Source organism: Xanthomonas vasicola, from assembly GCF_000772705.2.
Lineage (GTDB): Bacteria > Pseudomonadota > Gammaproteobacteria > Xanthomonadales > Xanthomonadaceae > Xanthomonas > Xanthomonas vasicola.
Window position 1 is genome coordinate 58,971 of the sequence record NZ_JSBW02000051.1, and the last position, 26,177, is coordinate 85,147.

At 65.5% G+C, this 26,177-nt stretch carries 19 protein-coding genes, 3 other RNA genes and 4 pseudogenes; 11 read left to right on the top strand and 15 right to left on the bottom strand.

Translation table 11 applies throughout. The features are described 5' to 3' along the window. Positions 1-27: 27 nt before the first annotated feature. Positions 28-873, bottom strand: a complete 846-nt coding sequence (locus NX05_RS14460; protein ID WP_039434103.1) for a hypothetical protein — start codon at positions 871-873, stop codon at positions 28-30. Positions 874-897: 24 nt separating this feature from the next. Next, positions 898-2,481, bottom strand: coding sequence for a bifunctional phosphoribosylaminoimidazolecarboxamide formyltransferase/IMP cyclohydrolase (gene purH, locus NX05_RS14465; RefSeq protein ID WP_010379469.1), 1,584 nt, complete (start codon positions 2,479-2,481; stop codon positions 898-900). A gap of 74 nt (positions 2,482-2,555) precedes the next feature. Here purH and NX05_RS23825 point away from each other — a divergent pair. The 3 pseudogenes from NX05_RS23825 to NX05_RS14495 all read left to right on the top strand — a co-directional run bounded on the left by NX05_RS23825 (position 2,556) and on the right by NX05_RS14495 (position 5,081). Beyond that, a pseudogene (locus NX05_RS23825) lies at positions 2,556-3,232 on the top strand (CDP-alcohol phosphatidyltransferase family protein). Between the two features lie 269 nt (positions 3,233-3,501). Next, positions 3,502-4,103: pseudogene (locus NX05_RS23830) on the top strand (lysophospholipid acyltransferase family protein). Then, positions 4,100-5,081, top strand: a pseudogene (locus NX05_RS14495) (phosphatidate cytidylyltransferase). The pseudogenes NX05_RS23830 and NX05_RS14495 overlap by 4 nt, the downstream one beginning before the upstream one ends. 211 nt (positions 5,082-5,292) lie before the next feature. On the opposite strand, the gene fis reads toward NX05_RS14495, so the two are convergent. From fis to NX05_RS14510, 3 genes are all read right to left on the bottom strand, one after another. After that, positions 5,293-5,565 (bottom strand): DNA-binding transcriptional regulator Fis, encoded by a 273-nt coding sequence (gene fis, locus NX05_RS14500; protein WP_039434109.1) that lies wholly within the window; start codon positions 5,563-5,565, stop codon positions 5,293-5,295. 105 nt (positions 5,566-5,670) lie between these two features. Next, on the bottom strand, positions 5,671-7,053 hold the full coding sequence (locus NX05_RS24975) for a DUF3426 domain-containing protein (protein WP_249027763.1): 1,383 nt from the start codon (positions 7,051-7,053) through the stop codon (positions 5,671-5,673). Positions 7,054-7,367: 314 nt separating this feature from the next. Further along, a complete protein-coding gene (locus tag NX05_RS14510; protein WP_010368130.1) occupies positions 7,368-7,745 on the bottom strand; it encodes a helix-turn-helix domain-containing protein in 378 nt (125 codons plus the stop codon). A 143-nt stretch (positions 7,746-7,888) separates the two neighbouring features. On the opposite strand from NX05_RS14510, the gene NX05_RS14515 reads away from it, so the two are divergent. Together NX05_RS14515 and NX05_RS22750 are read left to right on the top strand one after the other, a co-directional pair. Then, complete coding sequence (locus NX05_RS14515) at positions 7,889-8,398, top strand: hypothetical protein (RefSeq protein WP_039434116.1); 510 nt, start codon at positions 7,889-7,891, stop codon at positions 8,396-8,398. A 62-nt stretch (positions 8,399-8,460) separates the two neighbouring features. Then, a non-coding RNA gene (locus tag NX05_RS22750) (sX9 sRNA) lies at positions 8,461-8,537 on the top strand. Positions 8,538-8,540: 3 nt separating this feature from the next. On the opposite strand, the gene prmA is transcribed toward NX05_RS22750, so the two are convergent. Next, on the bottom strand, positions 8,541-9,473 hold the full coding sequence (prmA, locus tag NX05_RS14520; protein ID WP_039434117.1) for a 50S ribosomal protein L11 methyltransferase: 933 nt from the start codon (positions 9,471-9,473) through the stop codon (positions 8,541-8,543). A gap of 607 nt (positions 9,474-10,080) precedes the next feature. Here prmA and NX05_RS14525 point away from each other — a divergent pair. Together NX05_RS14525 and NX05_RS14530 are read left to right on the top strand one after the other, a co-directional pair. Beyond that, complete coding sequence (locus tag NX05_RS14525; protein ID WP_039434119.1) at positions 10,081-11,010, top strand: hypothetical protein; 930 nt, start codon at positions 10,081-10,083, stop codon at positions 11,008-11,010. Then, on the top strand, positions 11,007-11,372 hold the full coding sequence (locus NX05_RS14530) for a hypothetical protein (RefSeq protein WP_010368136.1): 366 nt from the start codon (positions 11,007-11,009) through the stop codon (positions 11,370-11,372). Before NX05_RS14525 ends, NX05_RS14530 begins: the two co-directional genes overlap by 4 nt. A gap of 352 nt (positions 11,373-11,724) precedes the next feature. Here NX05_RS14530 and accC read toward each other — a convergent pair whose 3' ends face one another. From accC to cutA, 6 genes are all read right to left on the bottom strand, one after another. After that, the gene (gene accC / locus NX05_RS14535; RefSeq protein ID WP_039434121.1) at positions 11,725-13,092 is read right to left on the bottom strand and encodes an acetyl-CoA carboxylase biotin carboxylase subunit; all 1,368 of its coding nucleotides are present in this window, start codon (positions 13,090-13,092) and stop codon (positions 11,725-11,727) included. Beyond that, on the bottom strand, positions 13,082-13,456 hold the full coding sequence (locus NX05_RS14540) for a four helix bundle protein (protein ID WP_249027764.1): 375 nt from the start codon (positions 13,454-13,456) through the stop codon (positions 13,082-13,084). Before NX05_RS14540 ends, accC begins: the two co-directional genes overlap by 11 nt. Before the next feature lie 91 nt (positions 13,457-13,547). After that, a complete protein-coding gene (accB, locus tag NX05_RS14545; RefSeq protein ID WP_017118414.1) occupies positions 13,548-14,033 on the bottom strand; it encodes an acetyl-CoA carboxylase biotin carboxyl carrier protein in 486 nt (161 codons plus the stop codon). A gap of 98 nt (positions 14,034-14,131) precedes the next feature. After that, positions 14,132-14,578, bottom strand: a complete 447-nt coding sequence (aroQ, locus tag NX05_RS14550) for a type II 3-dehydroquinate dehydratase (RefSeq protein WP_017121573.1) — start codon at positions 14,576-14,578, stop codon at positions 14,132-14,134. Between the two features lie 839 nt (positions 14,579-15,417). Beyond that, positions 15,418-17,745: a protein-disulfide reductase DsbD family protein gene (locus NX05_RS14555; protein ID WP_010368151.1), complete on the bottom strand. Its 2,328-nt coding sequence runs from the start codon at positions 17,743-17,745 to the stop codon at positions 15,418-15,420. A 5-nt stretch (positions 17,746-17,750) separates the two neighbouring features. Beyond that, entirely contained in the window at positions 17,751-18,083 is a 333-nt protein-coding gene (cutA, locus tag NX05_RS14560; protein ID WP_010379502.1) for a divalent-cation tolerance protein CutA, read from the bottom strand. A gap of 385 nt (positions 18,084-18,468) precedes the next feature. On the opposite strand from cutA, the gene NX05_RS22755 reads away from it, so the two are divergent. Next, positions 18,469-18,544: non-coding RNA, sX9 sRNA (locus NX05_RS22755), on the top strand. Positions 18,545-18,548: 4 nt separating this feature from the next. On the opposite strand, the gene NX05_RS14565 is transcribed toward NX05_RS22755, so the two are convergent. Next, positions 18,549-20,336 carry an endonuclease gene (locus tag NX05_RS14565; protein WP_039434123.1) on the bottom strand — a complete coding sequence of 596 codons (1,788 nt, stop codon included), beginning with the start codon at positions 20,334-20,336 and terminating at the stop codon, positions 18,549-18,551. A 143-nt stretch (positions 20,337-20,479) separates the two neighbouring features. Between NX05_RS14565 and NX05_RS22760 the strand changes: the two genes are divergently transcribed. The 3 genes from NX05_RS22760 to groL all read left to right on the top strand — a co-directional run bounded on the left by NX05_RS22760 (position 20,480) and on the right by groL (position 22,827). Further along, positions 20,480-20,555, top strand: a non-coding RNA gene (locus NX05_RS22760) — sX9 sRNA. A gap of 197 nt (positions 20,556-20,752) precedes the next feature. Continuing rightward, positions 20,753-21,040, top strand: coding sequence for a co-chaperone GroES (locus NX05_RS14570; RefSeq protein WP_003483210.1), 288 nt, complete (start codon positions 20,753-20,755; stop codon positions 21,038-21,040). A gap of 146 nt (positions 21,041-21,186) precedes the next feature. Next, the gene (groL, locus tag NX05_RS14575) at positions 21,187-22,827 is read left to right on the top strand and encodes a chaperonin GroEL (RefSeq protein WP_010368157.1); all 1,641 of its coding nucleotides are present in this window, start codon (positions 21,187-21,189) and stop codon (positions 22,825-22,827) included. Positions 22,828-23,123: 296 nt separating this feature from the next. On the opposite strand, the gene xopX is transcribed toward groL, so the two are convergent. Beyond that, a complete protein-coding gene (gene xopX / locus NX05_RS14580) occupies positions 23,124-25,307 on the bottom strand; it encodes a XopX family type III secretion system effector (RefSeq protein ID WP_249027765.1) in 2,184 nt (727 codons plus the stop codon). 149 nt (positions 25,308-25,456) lie between these two features. After that, positions 25,457-25,968, bottom strand: a pseudogene (locus tag NX05_RS25265) (XopX family type III secretion system effector); the annotation flags it as partial. Positions 25,969-26,177: the final 209 nt, after the last annotated feature.

The window sequence follows — 26,177 nt, forward strand, 5'->3', positions numbered from 1 at the left end:
TGCTCGCTAGTACGGGAGAAAGGGGCGCTACCTGCAGCCTTCGCGCTGCAGTGCGTTGGGAAATGGGTAGGTCCAGGTCTTGGTGTCGAGCGCGAACGCGTGCGTCTTGTCGAGAGCAACTCCGCAATCGCTGCCGTGCTCATGGATGCGCAGCGGCCAGGTGCGCGCCTGCGGTTTGCTGTTGTCCACGTCCAGCGCGAAATCCACATCGAAGGCCTCGGCAAGACATTGCGCGCGCGTCTGATCCGGCGCGCGCGCGTCGTCGTCGCAAGCCAGTGCGCCGCTATTGTCGATATGCGCGCGCAGCGAGCCGGCATTGACCAAGCCCTTGGGGCCGGGCACGACCAGATCTTGCGATTCCAGCATCAGGCCCTGGCCCATCCAGAAACTGTGCACGGCAAAGCCGTAGAAATCGCTGCCTAGCCGCAGGATGTCCACGCTGCCGGGCTGGCCGTCGCTGCCGTAGCCATCGGCGAGCCGTTCGACGACAACTTTGAAATCGTCGCCATCGCCACGCAGCACGAAGAAATCGATCAGCCCCGGGTTGCCGTGGCCGCCATCGCTGAGGCTGTGGCACACCGCCAGCAGTTGCTGCACCTGTTCGCCCACCACCACCGGCTGTTCCGCATAGACCTGGCTGTCGGCCTTGACACCGTCGGCTTCGCCGCTCCATTGCGCGGGCAGGCCGGCCTTGGCGCCATAGCGCGTGCGCAGGAACCCATTCAGCCGCTCGGTGCGGCTTAAATGGGCGCTGTTGGCGGGCGCTGCAGGGGCTGCGGCGACCGGCGCCGCAGCCGGTGCCGGCGCTTGCTTGCACGCGCTCAATAGCACGGTAGTGGCAATAAACGCGGCATAACAACGCAAACGCTGCATCGACCTGTCCCTGTGCCGCTGGCATCAATGCCTGAAATGGCGCACGCCGGTGAACACCATCGCAAGGCCGTGTTCGTCGGCGGCGGCGATCACTTCGCCATCGCGCATCGAACCACCGGGTTGAATCACTGCCTTGATGCCGGCCGCTGCCGCCGCGTCGATACCATCGCGGAACGGGAAGAATGCATCCGAGGCCATCACCGAGCCGGCCACCGTGAGCTTGGCTTCTTCGGCCTTGAGCGCGGCAATCTTGGCGCTGACCACGCGGCTCATCTGCCCGGCGCCGACACCAATGGTGCGGCTGTCCTTGGCGTAGACAATGGCGTTGGACTTGACGTACTTGGCCACGCGCCAGGCAAACAGCAGATCGCCCAGTTCGGCCTCATTGGGCGCACGCTGGGTGACCACGCTCAATTCGCCCAGCGACATGCCGCGGTTGTCGGCCGACTGCATCAACAGGCCAGAGCCGATCCGCTTGGTGTCGTAGTTGTTCAAGCCATTGCCGTGCGGAATCTTGAGCACGCGCACGTTGGCCTTCTTGGTGGCGTATTCCAGTGCGCCGGCCTCGTAATCGGGCGCGATCAGCACTTCCACGAACTGACGATCCAGAATAGCTTTGGCAGTCGCTGCATCGAGCGTCTTGTTGAAGGCCAGGATGCCGCCGAATGCGCTGGTCGGGTCGGTGGCGTAGGCCAGTTCATAGGCATCGCCGCAGGCTGCACCCACGGCCACGCCGCAGGGGTTGGCGTGCTTGACGATCACACAGGCCGGCGCATCGAACTGGCGCACGCATTCCCACGCGGCATCGGCATCGGCCAGGTTGTTGTAGCTGAGTTCCTTGCCCTGCAACTGCTGGAAGGTGGCCAGCGTGCCCGGCACCGGGTACAGGTCGCGGTAGAACGCGCCGGACTGGTGCGGGTTTTCGCCGTAGCGCAGGTCCATCACCTTGACGAAGTTGGAATTGATCTGCGCCGGGAACGGGCTGCGCGTGGGCACCGCTTCGGTACTGTCGGCCACTGCCGAGAGATAGTTGCTGATCGCCGCGTCGTATTGCGCCACGCGGTTGAACGCGGCCACCGACAGCGCAAAACGCTTGGCCGCCGACAGTTGGCCGTTGTTGGCCTCCAGTTCGGCCAGCAGGTCGGGGTACTGCGCCGGGTCGGTGGCTACTGCCACGCGCGCGAAATTCTTGGCCGCGCTGCGCAGCATCGCCGGGCCGCCGATGTCGATGTTTTCCACCGCCTCGGCCAGCGTGCAATCGGCTTTGACCGTGACCGATTCGAACGGATACAGGTTCAGCACCAGCAGGTCGATCGGCGCGATGCCGTGTTCGGCCATCACCGCTTCATCGATGCCGGCGCGCCCGAGCAGGCCGCCGTGCACCAGCGGATGCAGGGTCTTGACGCGGCCGTCCATCATTTCCGGGAAACCGGTGAGGTCGGCGACGTCTTTCACCGGCAGGCCGGCTTCGCGGATCGCCTTGGCGGTGCCGCCGGTGGACAGCAGCTCGACGTTGCGCGCCACCAGCGCGCGGGCCAGGTCGATCAGGCCGGTCTTGTTGGAAACGGAGAGCAGGGCCCGGCGCACGGGCAGGAAATCAGGGGCCATCGGTGGGGGATGTCGTTGCGGGGCAGCCGATATTGTAGGCTGCGCCAGCGCTCGAATGGACTCAACAGCCCCGTATGGCCTCGATCTATGCAGTGAAAGGACGCTTCCAGGCGCTGCTGCGGCCGATGGTCGGCGCGCTGTATCGCGGCGGCATCACCGCCAACCAGGTCACGCTGATCGCTGCGGCAGTGTCGCTGATGGCGGCGGCCGCGGTGTTGCGCGGCGGCCACAGCTGGCCGCTGCTGTATCTGTTGTTACCCGTGTGAATGCTGGTGCGCATGGCGCTCAATGCGGTGGACGGCATGCTGGCCCGCGAGTTCGGCCAGCAATAGCGGCTGGGTGCTTACCTCAACGAACTCTGCGATGTGGTGGCCGACGCGGCGTTGTACTTGAGCCTGCTTGGTGTGCCCGGTGTGAGCGCGCACTGGCTGTGGATCTTCGCGCTTTTGGCCGCGCTGACCGAATACGCCGGCGTGCTCGGCTTGATGGTCGGCGCCAGCCGCCGTTACGACGGGCCGATGGGCAAGAGCGAGCGCGCCTTCGTTATCGGCGTGCTGGGCGTGGGCCTGGCCAGCGGCTGCTGGGCGCACGCCGAGTCACCTGGGTGGCCATCGTGCTGAGCCTGGCCTGCAGGGTCACGGTGTGGCGGCGCCGGCGCTTGGCGGCATATCCCGCAGCGGCGCCGCTGGGCAGCGTGGTGGTGCAGTTGATCGCGCTGGCCGCTGCATTGATCGGCAAGGCGCTGCTGTGACCGCGGCATATGCCCCAGATGCGCCCGCCGCGCCGATGGCAAGCGTGCAGCGCATGCAGCGGTTGTCGCCAGTCACTGGGTGGGTTGTTTCATTGCAATGGCTGGGCCATGCCATGCAGTCGGCGTTGTGCGTGATGTGTGCCCTGGCGCCGGACGTGGCGACATGGCTAGCCACTGCAGGACGAATCGTGGTGTTACCGCTGCGCATGCCGGTGCGCACCTTGGAGCAGAGATCATTGCCCATTTGATCGCGTGCCTGCAGTGGTGCCATTCGTACCTTGACCGGCGCGCGTGCGCTGTGGCGCGGCTGCGCGCCCTCCAACGAACGCCGCGTGTATTACGGCAACCACGCAAGTCACGGCGATTTCGTGCTGATCTGGTCATCGCTGCCGGCCCGCCTGCGCCATGAAGTGCGCCCGGTGGCGGTGGCCGACTACTGGCAGCGCACCGCACTGCGGCGCTATCTGATCCACGCGGTTTTCAACGGCGTGTAGATCGAACGCGACCCCCTCCCAGCGCACGCGCGACCCGATCGCATGCCTGTGCGATGCGGTGGACGCCGACGATTCGTTGATCCTGTTTCCCGAAGGAACGCGCAACCCGGACGACGGCGTGCTGCCGTTCAAGAGCGGGCTGTATCACCTGGCGCGGCAACGCCCGGAACTGGAGTTCTTGCCAATGTGGATCGATAACCTCAAGCGCGTGATGCCCAAATGCAAGTGGTTGCCGTTGCCGTTGCCGCTGCTGTGCACTACCACCTTCGGTGTGCCGTTGCGGCTGGACGCGGACGAAACCAAGGACGCGTTTTCTGGCGCGTGCGCGTGAGGCCTTGTTGGCGTTATCGCCGGATCAGTTGGAAGCGCGCGCATGAGTCTTTATGCGTTTAGCGGGCAGCTGCAGCAGTCCTCGATGCAGCAACAGACGCTGTGGTTGTTCAGCGGTATCGCGCTCGTATTACTCATCGCCACGGCCATTTCCGAAACACTGCGCTGGCGAGCGCGCGAGCGCGCGAACGCCCGAGCGCGGTGCTGGACAACCTGGTCGCCCGCATCCGCGCATGGTGGGTAATGGCCGCAGTGGTCGGCATTGCCTTCGTCTTCGGGCGTGCCGGCGTCATTGGCTTGTTCGCGCTGGTGTCGTTGTTCGCGTTGCGCGAATTCATCACCCTGGCCCCCACGCGGCGTGGCGATGACTACGCGCTGCTGGCTGCGTTCTACATCGTGTTGCCGTGGCAGTGCGGCCTGGTGTGGACCGGTTGGTACGGCATGTACACGTTGCTGATTCCGGTCTACGCATTGCTGGTGCTGCCCATCCTGGCCACCATTGGCGGGGACACCACGCGTTATCTGGAACGCACCGCCAAAGTGTAGTGGGGCCTGATGATCTGCGTGTTCTGCATTTCGCATGTGCCGGCATTGTTGAATCTGGACATTCCCGGCTACGCCGGGTGCAATCTGCTGTTGATCGCATTCCTGGTGATCGTGGTGCAGTCCTCGGACGTGCTGCAGTACGTGTGGGGCAAATTGGCCGGCCGCCATCTGATCGCGCCGAAATTGTCGCCGTCCAAAACGGTGGAAGGATTCATCGGCGGCGTGTTGTCGGCCAGCCTGCTCGGCATGGCGCTGTGGTGGATCACCCCGTTCGCGCCTTGGCATGCCTTCGGCCTGGCGTTGGTGGCCAATTTATGGGCTTTTTCGGCGGGCTGGTGATGTCGGCGATCAAGCGCGACCGCGGCATCAAGGATTGGGGCCACATGATTGAAGGCCACGGCGGCGTACTCGATCGCCTGGATTCGGTGTGCTTCGCCGCGCCGGTGTTCTTCCACCTGATCCGCTACGGGTGGGCATGATCGCCTGCAAAGCAGATCGTCAGAACATCGCAATATGTGCCGCGCGAGACTGCGATGTGCAGCGTCGAACCCGCGCTGCGCGTCTCGGTCAACAACGGCGTTCAGCCGCCCATGATGCTGACCCGTATCCACTCACGCTTTGACTGGGACCTCAGTGCGCACGACCTCTCGCTGCAGCACGCATTTGCGATTCCCGATTCCCGATTCCCGCTTACGTCAGCCCGTACTCTTTGAGCTTCTTGCGCAAGGTCGCCCGGTGGATGCCCAGCATCGCCGCGGCGCGGCTCTGGTTGCCTTCGCAGTGGTTGAGCACTTCGACGAACAGCGGGATCTCCATTTCGCGCAGCACGATTTCATACACGTCGTCCGCGTCGCTGCCGTCCAGGTCGCGCAGATAACAGCGAACGGACTGTGCCACGTGTTCGCGCAGAGGCGACTTCGGGGCGCCACGACTGGTGTCAGGACGAGAGGGGGCTGCGTTCAAAGGAGGTTCCCAGTGTCACGAAGCCGGGACGCGTGGCCGGCGAGGGGGAGTGAGTCTAGCGCGTGACCTCATCGCTCGCCACGCCCATGTGGCGGTCGCGCCCGCTCAGCGGAAGTCGAAACTGAAGGCAGCCGTGCTCGCAGCCGGTTCGCGCACCCGGAACGCCACCTGCACTGCTTGCCCCGGCGCCAGCGCGTCCTGCGCAGCCGGCGACTGGCCCAGATAGTCCTGCGGCGACAGGATGCGGGTGCCGATCACCCGGCCGTCGGCATCGGACAGCGACAGCTGCAGCCACGGCCAGGCCTGCGCCCAGCGTGCGTCGTTGCGGAAGCTGGCCTGGATCTGCAATCCCCCCGCCACACCCGGCAGCGGACGCACGTCGCGGTTGAGCAGGGTCAGTGCCTCCGGCTCGCGCCAGGCAGGCAATGTGCAGCGCGCCAGCCTACAGGCTGCGCTGACCAGCGGACGCCAGCGCGGGCTGGTGGCCAAATGCGCGCGGTCGGCGATGACGATCTGCAAGCCGAGCAGGCCCACCAGCCCGACCAACAGCGCCCATTGGCCCCCACTGGCACGCAGCCGCGGCCGGGTGATGCCACGCCGCGCAAAGGCGGGCGCAGCCAGGGCGGGAGCGGGCAGGGGCTGCATTTGTAAAGGTGGGGGACGGGTCTGCGCGCGACGGGCATCGAACTGCGCGTCTTCGCCTGCCAATGCGTTGGCTCCACCTACCTCGTTGGCTGGCGGGTCGAGAGGGCTGGAGGGGCAGTCCAGGTGAGACGGGCCTTCGGGTGTGCTCGCCGCCCGCTCGCTGCCGCTGGTGTCGGCTTGCGTTGCGGCTGGCGCTGTTGCCACAGGTGCTGCAGATCCCGCAGGCGCTGCTGCCGCTGCGGTTGGAGCCTCGCGCGCGGTCGTTTCTGCCAGCGCCCTCGGCGTGCCCGGCGCATTCGGAGACGGGAGGTCTGCATGCGCTGACGCACGCAGCGCGTGTTGCTGCGCTGAATTCAACGGGCCAGGTGCAGTCCGCGCGGTTGGGTCCTGGAGGGCGTCATCGGTCGCGGCATCGATCGGGGCAAGCCCGTCATCGCCTATGTGGGCATCGGGGGCGGCCGACACCGAGCGAGGTGGATCGCCCATCGCATCAGCGACTCGTCCTGCCGCGGGCGCGGTCGCCGAGGCGGACGGCATCGCGCTACCGGGCGCGGGCAGTTGCGTCCCGCCGGGCACTGGCGCCTGGAAACCATCCTGCCCGGGCGTGCCCGTTGCGCGATGCGGCAACGGAGCTACCGCGGCAGCAGGCGATGGCACGCGCGGCGCGGGAAGCGCGCTCACCTCGGGCGGTGTTGCCGGCGGCGCCGTAGAGCCTGGGGCCGGCGTGGCCTGCTCCAACGACTCCATAGGCGGAGCCCCCGGGGTCGGAACCAGCGGCGGAGCAGCCGGCGTCGCACGCAGGAACGTGGCCAGGGGGCGGCGCGGTGGCGGAGTCTCGGACATCGGCAGGCGTGCAGCGGGAAGACCGCTATTCAACCACGCGCAGGTCCAAGGGCGAACCCTGGCCAACCGGGTGCGGTCAACCCTAGGTAATTGCCCCAACCCCAGTGGTAATGACTTCGTCCACGTCCACGCTAACGCCACGCACGCAGCACGCCGTTGATGTCCGCGGCAACGACGCCCACCCCAGTCAGCAAGCGAATCCCGGCCAGGCTCGGCTAACAATCAGGAAGCCGCAGCCAGCGAATCATCCCCGTGGAAAATCAGCCTCGGCAATGCCAGCTCGGCGAATCCCGATCCCGATCCGATTCCCCAACTCACCGCCTGCGCCGCGTTTTTCCCTCGGCCAACAACAGATCCAGCAGGCCGCTGCGCTGGCGCGGTGCCAGGGTGTCGAAGCGCATCAGCAGCACGCGTTGCTGGTCGTCCAGGCGGCGATATTGCGCTGGCTCTTCGGCAATGGCCGAGACCGGCGGGCCGAACACGCGGTCGCCGCGGCCGGTGGCCAGGTATTCGAACGTCATGCCGCTGCGCTTGGCCAGGCCGATCAAATTCTCCACCGATGGCGCGGTGCCTTCGGCCATTTCCCATTGCGCCACGGCGCTGCGGGTGACACCCAGCTCGCCAGCCAGGGCTTCCTGGGTCAGCTTGGTGAGGCTGCGGGCTTCGCGTACTCGTTCGTACAGCTTGCTCACACGGCACCGTTGGAAAGCAGGCAGGGCCGGGAGGTATAGCCCTAGCAGCGCCTTGAGATAGTTCGTATGCCTTTCATGTCGCAATATGTTTGCGATACTGTCGCGCAGCCAGTGATGACCCGATCACAGCGAACTCAAGGAGGATGTTCATGGTCGAGCCTGCCGATTCGAAACCCGATCCGCATGCACGCAGCACGCCCTCGCGCTCGGCGCCTCCACATGCGCCATGGCCTGCGCATTCGCCACTGGACCCAGCGGCAAACCGCTTTCGTGGTGCGGCCAGATATCAGATCTGGCGGCGCGGCGCCAAATGGACCGCAGTCGCCGAGGGTCCGCAATGGTCGGCCGCGCTGGCGCCACGGCTCTGGGCGCTGCGGGAGCGGCACTGGTGGCTGCTGGCGGTGAGTGGGCCAATGGTTGCCATCGCCGGCGCGCTGGCGTTTGCCGGTGCACAGGCATGGTCGCCCGCGGCCTGGGCGGCGCTGCTGGTGGCCGAGGTGGTGCTGCGGGTGTGCGTGGCCTGGCGAGCCGGGCAGTGGCGCACGGCGGCCCTGCAACGCACCGGCTGGCAGCCAGTGACCTGGCTGCGGGCGATCAGTCGTGCCGATGCGGTGACCACTGCGCAGATCCGCGCCGGCCGGCCGCCGCGCTAGCTGGTGCGGCTGATAAGGACTACGCGGCCGCCAAGTGGGCGTGGCCGGTGCTCGGAACCGGCATGTACCACGCGGATACTGCGGTTCTGAGCGCGCCGCCCGCGCCCACCTGACGCCTGCTCGCGATGGGTTGTTAGCCCATCTAGATGCCGGATGTGGCGCGACGCACGCCTTCGATGCGCATCCATTCGTCGTCGCGTTCGCAGCGCAGTTGCTCGAACCAGGGAGCGTAACGTTCCAGCAATTCGTCTTCCTGGCCGTGCAGGATCCCCGACAACGCAATCCGCCCGCCCGGAACCACGCGCGCAGCCAGGGTGTCGGCCAGGCTATCCAGTGCCGACGCCAGGATGTTGGCCACCACCACCTGGTAGGTCTGCACCGGCTCGTCCTGCGGCATGTACACCGCCAACTGCGCTTCCAGATCGTTGCGTTGCGCATTGTCGGCGGTGGCTAGCAGCGCCTGCGGGTCATAGTCCACGCCGACCGCGCGGCTGGCGCCCAGCTTCAGCGCGGCGATCGCAAGAATGCCCGAGCCACAGCCGAAATCGAGCACGCTGCGGCCTTGCAGCTCATCGCTGACGGCCAGGCTGTCCAGCCAGCGCAGGCATAGCGCCGTGGTCTGATGCGTGCCCGAACCGTAGGCCAGGCCCGGATCCAGCCGCACCACGGCAGCGTCCGGGGCGTTGGCAGCTTCAGGTAGGTCTTGATTCCACGGCACGATAAACGTGCGCGCGCCGAACTGCATCGGTTTGAACAGGTCGATCCAGGCGCGGATCCAGTCGCTGTCTTCGACCGTGCGAAATCCCACCTGGCTCCAGTCCAGGCCCGGGTCGAAGGCTTCCAGTGCCGCCAGCACCACCAGCGCGTCGCTGGCGCCATCGAACAGCGCAGTCATGGTCAGCCGGTCCCACAGCGGCATTTCGCCCACGCCGGGTTCGAGTAGCGCGCGCTCGTTGCTGGTGTCGGCATCGGCGTCGAGCATGGTCACCGCCAGTGCGCCGACGTCGTCCAGCGCATTCTGGAAACGGGGCAGGGTGACCTCGGAGCAGGAAAGGGTCAGTTCAAGAAACGGCATCGTGTTGGTCGGGCAATTCGAAAGCACGCATCGTAGACCATTCGTACCGGCATGCCTGCGCGCTGCGCGGGTCGGCCGCAATGCTGTCGCGACGGGCGCGGTTGAGTGCTCCGCCCACATCGCAACAACACGGCAATCCCGTCACGCAGCGTCGGGAACGCCGAGATCGGCCACCGTGTTCGGCCAACGGAAGATGATCCAGACTGGCAGTGGCACGCTGCGAGTGCAGCGCAAGGCAGGCGTGGTGATGCGCCAAACGGCAGACTCGGCCCACGAAGATCGCTTCGAAATGTGCTGCCGCCGGAGACCAAATCCGCGAAGGTCAACCCGGCAACTCGCAATTGATCCACCACGGCATCCAACCACCAAGCCATCAAGCGGCGACCAACCAATCAACCAACACCACGACAACCAACGCACAGCCCACAGCGCAACCAAATGCCTGCAGCGCGCCACTCACCTGCAGTCCGCGCAGGCCGTCACCGCATGTTTTGCCCTCTGGCGATCTACGCCGGCAGCGTCTGCTTGGCGGCGGTCTTGTGCGTATGCGAGTGCTAGACTCCGCGCCGTCGCTGCGGGTGTTTCCGCAGCAGGGTCGCCGCTCTTCATGCCGCTTGCTCGTGCCCGCCATCTCTGGCTGCTGCTCGCTCCCGCTGCGTTTGCGGCGGCCGCGTGGTGGCATGTGCGCGCGCAGCCGGCCGAGCATGCCCGCGACCGGGCGGTTCCGGTTGCAGCACACGTGACCCAGGTCGGTGACACTGCACCGCAGCCGCTCGTAGTGAAAGAGCACGGCACGGCACTCCAGCTGTCACACCGCGATGCGGTGGAAGCGCAACCGGATCTGTATCACTACGCGCAGCAATTGCAGCAGAAGGTGCGCGCCGGCGATGCACAGGCCGGGTGGCGGTTGAGCCGTGTCTACGATTACTGCGCGCCCTATGCGGCCAGCCCGTCCGGCTACGCCGCCGACAGCGCATGGCTCGCCGCGCAGCGCACCCCAGGTGTGGTGGCGATGCATGCCGCACGCGAGCGCGTGGCGCAGCGCTGCGCTGGTTTTGCCCCCACTGATGGACTGAGCTCGCGCGTGGTGGCGCAGCAACGCCAGGACGCGGCGCGCGCTGGCAGCCTGGCTGCCGAGGCCGCCATGCTGGCGCTGGGCGAACCGTTGCACGCCTCGCCCGGCTACAAGCGCGCGCTGGTGCAACGCGTGCTGGCCTCGCGCGATCCAGAGGCCTATCTGGCCCTGGCCCCGGCCATGGGCGCGCGCGCCAGCGGCGACGATAGCCTTCAAGGCTATGTGGCTGGCGATCAATTCGCCGAGCTGGCCTGGCAAGTGGCCGCATGCCGGCTGGGGCTGGATTGCAGCGCCGACAGCACCTTGGTCACCAGTTATTGCGCCAACGCGGGCATCTGCTCGCGCGATAGCGCACAGGATTTTGTGTCGTTCGTATTCGATGCCGCGGTGCCGCGGCAGGGAGCAGACAGGGTGGATGAGATGGTCGATACATTGGTCTCCGATCCGGGAGCGCAGTCATGAATTACCGTCGATTGGTGCATGGCGCCAAGTTCTGGTTATGGGTTGCGTTATTTGTGGCGTATTCGGCGGCGGCAGTGAGCATCGTGATGATCGATACCGCCGATCACCGCTACCAGCCGCTGTCGGTGAAGTCCACCAGCATCACTACCGACGAACAGCAGCGACGACATGGCGCAAGCCAGGTTGCTGCGGTCTACCGCGCCAGTAGCGCGATGCCGTTTTCCACCTTGCCTGCCGGCTCGACATTTCAGGTGGTGTGGCCGGACGGCTCCACCGAAACCATGACCGTGGTCGACCCGTCGTCGGCCAGCGGCATCGTGCCGGTGCCGGGTAGCCAGCAGGGGCCTGCGCCGCGGCGCTGAACGGTGCAGCGTGTTGATAGGGTCGCGGTCGCTGCGGATCCGGTAGCGTAGGCGGCAACGGTGGGGACGCACTGCCGCAGCTCAGCCACTCTCTCTTGCAGACGATCAAAGACCTGCACATCGGATCCGGCGCTGGCGTGCGCCATCCAGGCCTCGAACCCTCGGATTCAGTAGGAGCGCGACCGGGCTCTGTCAATAAAGCCTGGTCGCGCCCGGGTGCGCTCCTACGCATGGACCGGCTGGCTTGCAGGGCTGACGGCGTGACGCAATGTCGGCGCGATGCGCCGGGGAGCAACGAAAAAGCCCGGTTTCCCGGGCTTTTTCTTATTCGTCGATGCAACAGCAAGCGCGATCAGGTCAACGCAATCGACTTGTTCTTGCGCTCGGCCAGGCGTTTTTCCAGGTAGTGGATGTTCTGTCCGCCGGCCTGGAAGCCCTTGTCGCGCATGATGCGCTGCTGCAGCGGGATATTGGTCTTGATGCCGTCCACCACCATTTCGCTCAGCGCCACGCGCATGCGCGCAATCGCAGTTTCGCGATCCGGGCCGTGCACGATCAGCTTGCCGATCATGGAATCGTAATTCGGCGGCACCTTGTACCCTGCATAGATGTGCGTATCCACGCGCACGCCCGGGCCACCCGGCGGATGGAAGGCGGTGATCAAGCCCGGATTCGGCATGAAGGTTTCCGGATCCTCGGCATTGATGCGGCATTCGATCGCATGCCCGCGCAGCACGATGTCGCTCTGCTTGATGCTCAGCTTGTGGCCGGCAGCGATGCGCAGCTGTTCGCAGACCAGGTCAATACCGGTGATGCGTTCTGTCACCGGATGCTCCACCTGGATACGCGTGTTCATTTCGATGAAGTAGAAACTCCCGTTTTCGAACAGGAATTCGAAGGTGCCGGCGCCGCGGTAACCGATGCGAATGCACGCATCCACGCAGACCTTGCCGATCTGGTTGCGCAGTTCTTCGGTGATGCCCGGTGCCGGCGCTTCTTCCACCACTTTCTGATGGCGACGCTGCATCGAACAATCGCGTTCGCCCAGATGGATCGCACCGCCCTGGCCGTCGGCAAGGACCTGGATCTCCACGTGGCGCGGATTTTCCAGGAACTTCTCCATGTAGACCTGATCGTTGCTGAAAGCGGCCTTGGCTTCGGACTTGGTGGTTTCGATGGCGGCCTTCAGCGCCGCCTCCGAATGCACCACGCGCATGCCGCGGCCGCCGCCGCCGCCGGCGGCCTTGATGATGACCGGGTAGCCGATCTCGCGGGCGATCTTGGTGTTGGCGACGATGTCCTCGCCCAGCGGGCCGCCCGAACCGGGCACGCACGGCACGCCGGCGGCCTTCATTGCGCGGATCGCTTCCACCTTGTCGCCCATCAGGCGGATGGTGTCGGCTTTGGGACCGATGAAGATGAAGCCGGATTGCTCCACGCGCTCGGCAAAATCGGCGTTTTCCGACAGGAAACCGTAGCCGGGATGGATGGCCTGCGCATCGGTCACCTCGGCCGCGGCGATCAACGCCGGGATGTTGAGATAACTATCGCTGGAGGCGGCTGGGCCGATACACACCGACTCATCGGCCATGGCCACGTGCTTGAGGTTACGGTCGACCGTGGAATGCACCGCGACCGTGCGGATGCCGAGCATGTGGCACGCGCGCAGGATGCGCAGCGCGATTTCACCTCGGTTGGCGATGACGACTTTATCGAGCATGGGAATAGGGAGTCGAGAATGGGGAATGGGTAGAAGCGGGCATCATGGTGCGGCTCCACGTCTGCGTAAGGCATTCATCAATGCGGTGAGCTTGGCGAAGACCTGGTCGACCTGCTGGCTGCTGGCTGACGATGTCTTCGTCTTCGGTGTTGCGATAGCCCAGTCGTACGGCGATCTGGACCTGTGTATCCAGTTCGGAGAGCGAGCCGCGCGCAATCGAGAGAAACCGCGCGTAATCGGGAGTTGAACGTCGCGCCGCACCTTCGGCGATATTCGACGGGACGCTGATGGCCGCACGGCGCAGTTGCGCCCTCAGACCATAGCGTTGCTGCTCGGGAAAGACCTCGGTGAACCGATAGATCATTTCCACAAGCTCCATGGAGTCGCGCCAGGCCTCCAGGCGTTCATGAGGCCGCTTTGCCGATTCCCGATTCTCCACTCCCGATTCCCGGCTCTCAGCCAATCACAAACAGCGGCTGATCGAATTCCACCGGCTGGCCGGTTTCGCCAAGGATGGCGACGATGGTGCCGGCGGCGTCGGCTTCGATGGGGTTGAACATCTTCATCGCTTCGATGATCGCCAGGGTGTCGCCGACCTTGACCTGCTGGCCCACGGTGACGAAGGCCGGCTTGTCGGGCGAGGGCGAGGTGTAGAACGTGCCGACCATCGGTGCGCGCAGCACGTGGCCTTCCGGCAGTGCGGCGGCCTGCTTGGCGCCGCCGGTGGAGGCTTCGGTGGGCGATTGCATCGGCATGGTGGCCGCAGCCGGCACCTGCGCGGCGGGGGCCGGGGCGTACTGCTGCACCGGAGCGCTCATCATCGCTGTGCCCTTGGGCACGCGCGCCAGACGTACGCTTTCTTCGCCTTCCTTGATTTCGATTTCGGCGAGATTGGATTCTTCGAGCAGGTCGATCAGTTTCTTGATTTTGCGGAGATCCATAAGGGCCTCTGGAAGTGAAACGGTGGGGAGTGCCGGCGGATGCCGGCGGGAATGGGGTCAGGACGCCGGCGTGCTGGCCGGGGGCGGTGCTGCAGGTGTCATGCGTCGCGCTCCAGGCGCGCGATCACCGCTTCCAGCGCCAGCCGGTAGCTGTCTGCGCCGAAGCCGCAGATCACGCCGTCGGCCTTGTCGCTGAGATAGCTGTGGTGCCGGAACGGCTCGCGCGCATGCGGATTGGACAGATGGATTTCCACAAACGGCAGCCCAACGGCGAGCAGCGCGTCGCGCAGCGCCACCGAGGTATGGGTAAAGGCAGCCGGGTTGATCAGGATGTAGGCAGTGCCGTCCTCGCGCGCAGCGTGGATGCGCTCCACTAGCACGTGCTCGGCATTGGACTGCAGGCAGTCCAGCGCGTGCCCGGCCGCTTGCGCGCGGTCCACCAAGGCCGCATCGATCTGCGCCAGCGTGGTACGCCCGTAGACGTCCGGCTCGCGGGTGCCGAGCAGGTTGAGGTTGGGGCCATGCAACAGCAGCAGATGGGCCATGGTATCCGGAAGAGCGCAAAGGCCGGAAGTCTGCGCGATGTCGCCGATGCTGTCCAGTTCGACGAACTTAAGCCTGTTTAAAACGATCGTTTTAAATTTTTAAATGGTTTTGCCGAGGGCCTAACGGCGGCGGGCGTCCGTGCGCCGGAGGTCCTAGCGCCGGCTGAATGGGCGCCAAGTCCATGCGAGCAGGGCATGCAGGTTGCCGAACTCATCCGGTGCGCAGCGGTGACGTGCGGGCCGAGGGATGTGCCGGTGCGGGCACGGCAACGCTGGGCTCGCGGCTGCCTGCATCCTCCACTGTCGGGCGTCACAATGTTGTGCCGTTGGCAGCAGTTCGGTAAGTGCCGGCTTTTTCGCAGCCGGAGGGACCTCGAGGTGACGATGCAACACGTGGCGAGGTGCATTTCGCGTGGCGATCTAGGTTCCAAAAACGTGGCGCCAGGCCGGACGAGGCCGGCCCGGCGGATGCGGCGCGAGCAGCGCTATGGAACCCATCGGCCGCGATGATTCATGCAGCTGTCCGCTGTGCAGTTCACCGCGGTTGTCACCGTTGGCGCGTGTCGCGGGTATCGATGCATCGCAGGCGTCAGCTGGATCGAATGGGCGACTCATCGCGCAGCTGGCCGCAGCGCATCCCAGATGGTGGCACCGGCAGCAACGCCTGCAGACCGCTAGCGTTGCGCCGGGACCATAGCGCGCCAGATGGACCAAGCCAGCGCCTCAACGCGCAGCAAGCCGTTCTTCGATAACGGCGCGGTCTACACAGTTTTAGCAGGACTTCCAGCGCAGCACCTGGGCCGTCGATCAAGCGCCAGTGACTGCACCGACGTCGCGTCTCACCGCGCAGCGCGCAGCAAGGCATCCTCGGTAATCGCGCCGGTCAGCACGGTCGGCAGGATCGCTGGTGGGGCGCCGGGGCCGTAGACCACGTAGAGCGGCACGCCGACGGCCTGGTGCTGGTCCAGGAAGGTGCTGATGGCAGGGTCGACATTGGTCCAGTCGCCTTTCATGTAGACCGCATCAACGCGGCGCAGTGCATCGCGGAATTCGGCGCTGCTCAGCACGTTCTTTTCGTTGGCCTTGCAGGTCACGCACCAATCGGCGGTCATGTTGACGAAGACCACGCGGTTGTCGGCGCGCAGGCGGTCCAGCAGCTGCGGCGAGAACGCCACCACGCCCTCGGCCGCAGTGGCCGCCGGCAGGCTCAGGCGCGTTACCGCCACTACCGGCACCAGCGCCAGCACCAGCATCGCCGTGGCTAGGCCCATGCCCAGGCGGTGGCTCTTCCAGCGGCTGCGCTCGAAGCACCACAGCCCCAGGGCGAGCAGGGTAGCGCCGACCAGCATCAGGGCCAGCGCATCCACGCCACGCTGCTTGCCCAAGACCCACAGCAGCCAGATCGCGGTGAGATACATCGGGAACGCCAACACCTGCTTGAGCGTTTCCATCCACGCGCCGGGGGTGGGCAGGCGCCGCGCCAGCGAGGGCACGAAGCCGATCAGCAGGAATGGCAGCGCCAGCCCCAGGCCCAGCGCCAGGAACACCAGCATCGCCAGCAGCGCGGGTGCGGTGAACGCGTAGGCCAGCGCGGTGCCCATGAATGGCGCGATGCAGGGGCTGGCGACCACGCAGGCCAGCACGCCGGTGAAGAAGTCGCCCAGGGGGCCGTTACGCGCGGCCAGCGACTGACCGATGCCGCCCAGGTTGGTGCCCAGGGTGAACACGCCCGACAGGCTCAGCCCCACTGCGAACATCAGGTACGCCAGCGCGGCTACGAACCATGGCTGCTGCAGCTGGAAGCCCCAGCCGGCGGCCTGCCCGGCGGCGCGCAAGCCGATCACCAGCCCGCCGATGGCGGCGAAAGACACCAGCACGCCCAGCGAGTACCAGATGGCGTGGCTGCGCGCATGGCCGCGGCTCTCGCCGCTATGCGCCAGCCCCAGTACCTTCAGCGACAGGATCGGCAGCACGCACGGCATCAGGTTGAGCACCAGCCCGCCAATTAGCGCCAGCACCAGCATGCCCAGCAGGCCCTTGTCGGTATGGGGCGGCGGGGTGCGCTCCGGATTGCCGGCCGAGGCGTCGGCAACTGGGCCGGCAGCACCGACGGGGGCCGCAGCGGGCGCGGGTTCGACCGGCACCTGGTCAGCGGCCAGCGGCGAAATCATCAATGGCGCGGCCTGCGCCTGGTTCTGCGGCGACACCATGCCGGCCGGCACATCGAGGGCGACGCGGCGGGTCATCGGCGGGTAACAGATGCCGTCGGTCTGGCAGCCCTGGAAAGTGGCCACCAGGGTGACATGGGCCGGATCAGGTTTATCGCGCAGCAGCGGCAGGGTCACTTCGGCCTGGTCGAAATACACCACCACATCGCCGAAATGTTCGTCGCGGTGGGCCTTGCCCTGCGGCCAGCGCGGCAACCCGGTGCGCAGGCCGCTAGCGCCTTCCACTGCCAGCGAGGTCCGGTCGCGGTAGATGTAATAGCCCGGCGCCGGGGTGAAGCGCAGCAGCAGGCTGTTGCCGTCGCCGACGATGGCTTCGAAGTTGAAGGCTTGCTCGGCCGGCAGCGGCAGCGCGTCCACGCCGGCGGTCTGGCCGGGGGCACCGAACAGGCGCGGGCCGGCGGCGTTGCGCGGCACCAGCGCGCCCAGGTTTTCGCGTTGCGGGGCGGTGCCAGGCGCCCCTGCTGACGCGGCGGCGGGCAGGTTGACGCGAATCTCGCGCCGCTGCGGCGGGTAGCACACGCCAGCGTCGGCGCAACCTTGATATTGCACCTGCAGGACGGCGGTCTGCACGGCCGGGTCGGCCTTGCCGGCCAGGGTGGCCTGCAGTTGCTTGCGGTAGGTCTGCACCTGGCCGAAGAACTCGTCGTGCTTGCTCTCGCCTTCCGGCAGCGCCAGTTCGCCGGCAGCAAACCCCTGCCCGGACTTGACGCTGATGCGGTGGCGATACAGGTAATAACCTGGCGCGATCTTCCAGTTCAGCGCGATACGGTCGCGGCTGTCGGCGGTGGCGCTCAACGCAAAAGCCTGGTCTACCGGCAGCAGATCGGCTTCGCTCACTGCCGCCTGTGCGGGGGCGGGGGCCAGCACCGCCAGCGGCGCGGCGAACAAGGGGGCAGCCAATAACGCGCAGCGGGCGATCCAGCGGGACAGAGACTTCATGGACGTCAGGATTCCTTGCGGGTTTCGGCCCGGACCCAATCGAAATACGCCGGCAGCCCGGCGCTGGTTTGGACAGCGACCGCTTCCGGCAGTTCATACGGATGCAAGGCCTGCAGCCGCGCGATGGCGTCGGGCAGGCGGTCGTCCCAGGTTTTGATCAGCAACTGCACTTCGGTGCTGCGCGCGATCGCACCATTCCAGCGGTACAGCGATTGCGCGCCAGGCAGTTGGGTGACGCACGCCGCCAGCCGTTCTTCAAGCAAGGCGTGCGCGATGCGATCGGCGCTGTCTGCATCCGGGCAGGTGCTGAATAACAAATGGAGGGAAGGTGCGCTCATCTGACCGGCAGTGTAATCCCCTGTCTGCAGGGGATCGACCGCCGATTCCGAAACAAGACGTTTAACTTGGTGGCCTCAAGTTGAGGCGCCTTGCTTGAGCGGCCCACAGCCGCCCGCCCCGCCCTGCGTTATTGCTGGGTGGCTGTTGCAGCCGCCGTGCACAACGGGTGGCGTGGAACAAGGGGATTGGATCGGCGGCCTGCTGCCTGCCGGCGAACACATACCTCGGCGGAGTGCCTGGCGGTACCTCCGTTCTGGGCAGTGTTTCCGCACGATCCAAGCCCAGCGGCCCAACGCCTTACGCGCCGGGCCAGTGCAGCTTGGAACAGCTGAAAAAACCACTGCGCTCACCGCCAGGCGCGTGCGGCCGGTGCTTGGAATCGGCATGTACCACGCGTACACGCGGTTCTGAGCGTGCCGTCCGCACCCGCCCGGCGACTGCTCGCTGCGTTTTGTTAGCCGTTCTTAATTGGCCAACTGGCAGCTAGCTGGTTTGGCCGAATTGAACAGGCTGGCGGTGGCCCATTCGGGGTGATCCACGAACGGGTTGCGGTTGCCCTGGAAGCTGAAGATCACCTGGTTGCGGGCGCGTTCGGCATCGTCCGGCGGGTCGGCCTGGTGCCAGGCCAGCAGCGTGGAGAGCAGGCCCATATACGCAGGCGATGCCGAGGTCTGCACGATCTTGCTACGGTCGTCGGTGAGCTCCAGGTCCGGCTCGGATTGGCCGGTAGCCGCGTCGGTGCCGCCTTCGTAGCGGATCGCCATGTACATCACCGCGCGCGCCATGTCGCCTTTATGCCGGCCCCACACCTCGAAGGTGCCGCTGTTGCCGTCGGGCGTGCGCACCCAGTTCGAATTGCCGGGGTAACGCCCACTGCCGCCGCCACTGCCGTCGTTGACCTCGGTCACGCGCTCGCCGCAGCTGCTGGTGCAGGTGGCATAGGGCTTGTTGCCGCGGTCCGCGTTGAAGGTGGTGTCGGTCAGGTACAGCATGTGGGTGTCGGTGTAGGGCGCGTACGGCAAGCCGCGGTCGCCGGTGGCACTGCCGAAGCCCAGCGAGTTGGGCCAGGTGTGCTCGCGGTTGTAGGTGAGCCCGCTACCGGTGCCCGCGCGGTCGCTGACCTTGGCGTAGCTGCGGTTGCGGTAGGCGTCCAGGATGCGGCCGCTGTTGCTGGGATCCTCGTCGGCCATTTCCAGAATGGTCCAGGTGTTGGTGCCTGTGCCGCTGTATGGGTAGACCGTGTGGCCCTGGATGGTGGCATGCAGCGAGCAGCGCAGCTGGCTGGCATTGGCGGTGTTGACGCGCGAGTAGTAGCCAGTGCCACCGCCACTGGCATTAGCCACGGTGAAGGCAATGGACTGGTTGGCCGCCGGGCTCAGGCCGCTGGCATCGCGGATGGCGCTGGCGGTGATGGCCAGGGTGCAGCGCTCGCCGCCGACCAGGGCGGTGTTGGTGGATAGCGTGAAGCGGGTGCCAGTCGTTGCGTAACTCAATGCCACGTTGCCGGAACTGGCGCAGCTCAGCGCGAACGCGCCGCTACTGAGCGTCACCGCTTCGCTAAAGCCCACTGCCAGATCGCCGGCGGCCGGGAAGCCGGTGGCACCCTGGGTCGGGGTAGTGCTGCCGATGGTGGGAGCGCCGGTGCCGCCGCCGTCGCTGCCAGTGAAGGTTTGGCCGCGGTTGCAGGCGCCGAACGTCTGCGCCGCCGAGCCGGCCCAGCTGAAGTTGGCCGCGCTGCTGCCGGTGCCGGTCAATTGCAGCGAACTGCCAACCGCGATGCTGTTGCTCTTGCTCACCGGCAGGTTCTGGCTGGCCACGCCGGCCGCCGGGCCGCCGCTGCCGGTGATGGCGCCTTCGTAACTGAGGAACTGCACCAACTGCCCGTTGGGGTCGACCAGCGCCACGCCGTCGTTGGGGCCGTTCTGCACGCCGTTGCTGGCGTAGCTCACCGTGGCGATACGCACCTGGCTGCCGCAGCTCACCATACTGCCGGCCGGTACCGCCGTGTTGGCATACACCACCGCAGCACTGGGGGTGTTGCCGTTGTACAGATAGATCCGGTAGCCGCTTAGCGATTCGCCAGCCGTGGCCACCACTTCCACACCTTCGCCGCTGTCGCCGGAGGCGCCCGCGTCGTCGTAGTGCAGTTCGTTGATGAAGACCGCCGCATTGGCGGAGGTGGCGCTCAGCGCAAACGCGCAGGCCAGGGGAAGGGTGCAACGCAGGGACACAACACGGGACGGCAACCTCATCGACAGCTCCTTGTGATCGGGGAATGCGATCCCGACTGTAAAACGCGCGCATGACAAAAGGTGGAACCTGGTTCCATTTCTAGAGCGACCGACAAAACGACTGCGCGTCTGCCTGGCGGGCGCGGACGGTGCTCGGAATCCTCATGTACCACTCGTACACTCCGGTTCCTCCGCGCCGTCCGCCCCCACCTGACAACCGCTCGCTGCGTCTTGTCAGCCGCTCTCGGCGTTTCGGAGGGAGCGGTCGAAGAAAAATTTTTACCGCCAGCCCTTGAAAGGCCGCCCACGCAGCACAATCTCTGGCCCGCACCCGCTCTGTCGGGTTTTTTCCGCGCGCTGTGCTGGCAGTCGTCATATGCGAGTGCTAACATAGCCGATAATTTCCAGGCCAATCAAATACTTAAGAGGTCTTCTCTATGAGCATCAAGCCGCTTCACGACCGCGTTGTAGTCAAACCGATCGAAGCCGACGAAGTTTCCGCCGGCGGCATCGTGATCCCGGACTCCGCTAAGGAAAAGTCCACCAAGGGTGAAGTCGTCGCGATTGGCGCCGGTAAGCCGCTGGACAACGGCAGCCTGCGCGCGCCGGTGGTCAAGGTTGGCGACAAGGTCATCTACGGCCAGTACGCCGGCAGCAGCTACAAGTCCGAAGGCGTCGAGTACAAGGTGCTGCGCGAAGACGACATTCTGGCCGTCATCGGCTGATCAGGCGCTACGCGCCGGGAATCGGGAGTGGGGAATCGGGAATCGGTAGAGCGGCCAACGCCCTCGCCATCCCACCCAGCCCCCGATCTCCGTCTTTGATTGACCGATTCCCCATTCCCCATTCTCAATTTCCGGAGTAACAACCAATGGCTGCTAAAGACATTCGTTTCGGTGAAGACGCACGTACCCGTATGGTTCGTGGCGTCAACGTGCTTGCCAATGCCGTGAAGGCAACCCTGGGTCCGAAGGGCCGCAACGTCGTGCTCGAAAAGAGCTTCGGCGCTCCGACCATCACCAAGGACGGCGTCTCCGTCGCCAAGGAAATCGAGCTGGCTGACAAGTTCGAGAACATGGGCGCGCAGATGGTCAAGGAAGTCGCTTCCAAGACCAACGACAACGCCGGCGACGGCACCACCACCGCCACCGTGCTGGCGCAGGCCCTGATCCGCGAAGGCGCCAAGGCTGTGGCCGCCGGCATGAACCCGATGGACCTCAAGCGCGGTATCGACCAGGCCGTCAAGGCTGCGGTTGTCGAGCTGAAGAACATCTCCAAGCCCACCACCGACGACAAGGCGATTGCCCAGGTCGGCACCATCTCGGCCAACTCGGACGAGTCGATCGGCAACATCATTGCCGAAGCGATGAAGAAGGTCGGCAAGGAAGGCGTGATCACCGTTGAAGAAGGCTCGGGCCTGGAAAACGAGCTGGACGTGGTCGAGGGCATGCAGTTCGATCGCGGCTACCTCTCCCCGTACTTCATCAACAACCAGCAGAGCCAGTCGGCCGATCTGGACGACCCGTTCATCCTGCTGCACGACAAGAAGATCTCCAACGTGCGTGACCTGCTGCCCGTGCTGGAAGGCGTGGCCAAGGCCGGCAAGCCGCTGCTGATCGTCGCCGAAGAAGTCGAGGGCGAAGCGCTGGCGACCCTGGTGGTCAACACCATCCGTGGCATCGTCAAGGTCGTGGCCGTCAAGGCGCCGGGCTTCGGCGACCGTCGCAAGGCGATGCTGGAAGACATGGCCGTGCTGACCGGCGGCACCGTGATCTCCGAAGAAGTGGGCCTGGCGCTGGAGAAGGCGACCATCAAGGACCTGGGCCGCGCCAAGAAGGTGCAGGTTTCCAAGGAAAACACCACGATCATCGACGGCGCCGGCGATTCGGCCGCGATCGAGTCGCGCGTCGGCCAGATCAAGACCCAGATCGAAGACACCTCGTCCGATTACGATCGTGAGAAGCTGCAGGAGCGCGTGGCCAAGCTGGCCGGTGGCGTTGCAGTGATCAAGGTCGGCGCATCGACCGAAATCGAAATGAAGGAAAAGAAGGCACGCGTCGAAGACGCCCTGCACGCGACCCGTGCAGCCGTTGAAGAAGGCGTTGTCCCGGGCGGCGGTGTGGCCCTGGTGCGTGCGCTGGTGGCTGTCGGTAACCTGACCGGTGCCAACGAAGACCAGACCCACGGCATCCAGATCGCCCTGCGCGCCATGGAAGCCCCGCTGCGCGAAATCGTGGCCAATGCCGGCGAAGAGCCGTCCGTGATCTTGAACAAGGTCAAGGAAGGCACCGGCAACTACGGCTACAACGCCGCCAACGGCCAGTTCGGCGACATGGTCGAATTCGGCATCCTGGACCCGACCAAGGTCACCCGTTCGGCGCTGCAGAACGCAGCTTCGATCGCTGGCCTGATGATCACCACCGAAGCCATGGTGGCCGATGCACCGAAGAAGGACGAGCCGGCAATGCCGGCCGGTGGCGGCATGGGCGGCATGGGCGGCATGGATTTCTGATCCAGCCGGCGCAAGCCGACACGCAACACCGCAGTCAAAAGGAGCCCCGCAGCGATGCGGGGCTTTTTTTTATACAGCGCGCTGTGCATCGTCGTGCCGGCTGCACGATGATGCGCGACGAGCGGCGCACGCTTCGCTTGCCGGGAGCGTTGTGCCTACTCCAGTCCGGGACGACATCGCACCCGCCAAGCCATTACGGCGTGCGATCTGGTCGCCGCGGCCCTGGATTCCGGGAAGCCCGCCGCGCGGCGTGAGCTGGCGCGTTTGGCGCGCCGCTGCCTGTCTGCCTTGCAGTGTCAATGCGGTGTCGAAGCACGGCCGGCCGTCGCGTCATCGCGGGTCGAGGGAGACTGCGCATTGTCCAGCGTTGTCGCGGCTCCGGGCTCGGCAGAGACACTGTCTTCCACGCTCTCGCCGTTAGAGTTGGTGGACAGCCGTGGCGGACTGGTGTCCGGTGTTTCTGCGATGGGCGCGGCGACGCCGTCATCCTCCTGGATCTCGGTGATGGTGACGCGGCTGGTGCTCGGCTGCGCCGCGGCGCCGGCGTCCCGGATCGCCTGTAGCGCGGCGTCTGGAGCGACTTGCTCCTCGTAAGCCTGCAGGTGCTCCGGCGACAGCTGGAGCAGATACCGCAACGTGCGACGGCTCGTCTCTTGCAGCTCCTCCGGCGTGGAAGGAACGGTGGTTGCGAGCTGCGTGCCATCGGGCCCGGTGAACAACCGGCGGATCTGCCGTCCACCCCAGTTCATCGCCTTCTCGGTGGCGTCGGCGACCGGACCCGGCATCGTCGCCGCCATCAGCGACATGACCGCACCCGCGTAGTAAGGCGAGGTGGACGACGCTTCGATCAAGCTCTGGTCGGCGAAGGTAGTGGCAAGTTTCTCGGCAGTAAGTGCCATGGCAATCACCATGCTGCCGCCGCACATGGCCTTGAAGCGCTCCATCGTGTCCTGCCGGTTCGCATGCTTGTTGAAAGTCGACTGCAGCATGACCGCCGCCACGACCGCGGTATCGGCCAGCGAATCCACCGTCCCGATCCGGTCCGGCTGAATCAGGTAAATCACCGAGCCGGTCACCGCGATACCCAGCAAGGCCAACGACAATTTGGCGGCAACGTCGTCGTTGGATAGTTGCCGTGGAATCGACTCAGACCGGTCCTGGCCGTGCTGTAGCGCAGTGCTCAAGTGCTTGCAGCAACGATCAAGCGTTTCCAGCAGATGGGTGCACTGGGCATTGAGCGTACGGGTGAGTTCATGCCCCTGGCCCGGGCCGGTGAAGTCGCGGCGCACCTGTTGAAATGCATCCCGGCCGTTGAGCAGCACGGTTGCGATCTGGTCGAGTTGCGTGCGTAATTCCGCGCTGATCTGCCTGGGGGTCATGCCGGCGCGCGTCCGCTGCGCGGACTCGGTGAAGCCCAATTGGTGCGCAGCGCTCGCGCGCAACCGCGACACCTGGTCGCGCGCGCGATTGCCCAAGGTGCTAATGCTGTTCCAGAGAAAGGGGGTCATCATCATCGCCGCGCAGGCCGTTGCTGCGGCTGCGCCAAACCCCATGTTGTTTTCCACTGCTTCGGCTTGATGTCGCATAGCCTCGCTGCCGGCCTTCTTGGTGATTTCGAATGGCAGGAACAAACCATTGAGCAGGTAGGCATACAGATGCAGCTCGTTGGCGTCGCGCCCCAACTGCCCACCGCCAATGATCGGGATGGGAAAGCCATCGGCGGTAGGGCGTAGTGCGGATGCCGACAGCATCAGCACACCCCTTGCTGCCAGTGCAAGCGAATACCCAAACGTCTTGGCCTGATTCGCCATGAACGGGCTTGGCACGAGCAGTGGCCAGGCATTGCCCAGGTTGAGCAGTGCCTTCAGCGCACGACCGGTTGCCGGTGTTCCGTGCTCCAGCGGATGCAGCGCCTTCTCTACCGCTTTGATGTCGCTCAGGAACGCGTTACGGAAGCGCTTTTCCAGTCCGTTTTGAGGGTTCGAGATGGCCCCGCGTAGATCCGCGATGGCTGCGCTCAAACGCGCCAGGCTATGCGGTGCGGCCTGCTCTTGATCGAGATGACGCACCATTTGCAAAAAGGCGGGGTCGCTCGCGTGTACTTGCAGCATGGTGCGCAGATCCGATTTCGACCAGAGAGTGGACGCCCCGTTCGAGACCGCAGCGTAGGCCTGCTGAAGGCCGCTTGCCAATGCAGCATTTGCGCGCGCGGCAAGTGTCGCGCCAGTGGACGGGCCGGAGGCGTGTGCGGGCGAATGCGCCTGCATGTCAGGGTCGTGCAAGGCCATCGGCGAAGCGCCTTGCTCGAAGTCGGCGCTGGATGCGCGCGACCGGCTGCGCGGAGTGAGCGCCGACAAGCTGGGGTGGAGTGGCGTTTGCCTCGGCGGTGCGGCGTCGGCGACGGGGGCGTTGTCCGCGTTGACGTCTTGCAGTGGCGCGCGAGAAGAAGAGCTTGCGGCTTGTGTTTTGTTGATCTCCATGGAGAGTTTCCTTGGTGAGGGGAATGGCCAGCTCGCACTGGCTGGCGTACATGAATCATTCGTACAAACGTGCCCGGCCGGTGTAGCGCGGTGCGAAGTGCTGCACTGCAGGAAGAATCGACGAAATAACACAATGGCAACTTGTGATCGCGTAACGCCTCGCCACCTGTGCCGTGCTGCAGTGGCTGCAGCGCGTCTTCCACGGCCTTGATGTCGCCGAGCAATTGCTGACGCAAGCGTGCTTCCAGATCGGGTGCCGCTTCGCTGGCATCGCGCAGCTGCGTGATCTGCTGGCGGCACGCGGCCAGACTGTGCGGCACGTGCTGTTCCGGGTCGGTGTGACGCGCCATCTGCAGAATGCAGGATCGTCCGCATGGATCTGCAGCATGGTGCGCAGGTCTGCCAGCGACCAGAGCTTGGAAGCGGCGTTTCTGAGCGTGCCGGAGAGTTGCAGCTCCCCCTCGGTCAAGCCGGCGGTTGCTTTGCGAAACACGGAACTGTGTGCATCCACCGTAGGCGGCCTAGGCTGCAGCATGGTGTGCTGGGGCGGTGCCGCATCTGTGCCAACGCTGGCGGTGTCTGCTTCGATGATCTCGGTGTCGGAGCTTCCGGCCGGCGACGAGGGCCTGCGTGTGCGCTGGCTGAGCCCGCTCAATTTCGGATCGCGTTGGGGTTGGGGGGGCCGCACCCTCAGGTGTCGGCTGCGATGCCGCCGGTGCGGCTTCCTGGGGGAATTGCGTGTGCGGCTGGATGGCTGCCTCCGCTTGATTCGGTTGCTTGATGTGCATGGGATATTCCTTGGCGTGATGTGAGACGGCAGGATTCGGGCACTAGCAAAGTCATCGGAACGGCGCATTCATTGCGCAGCGG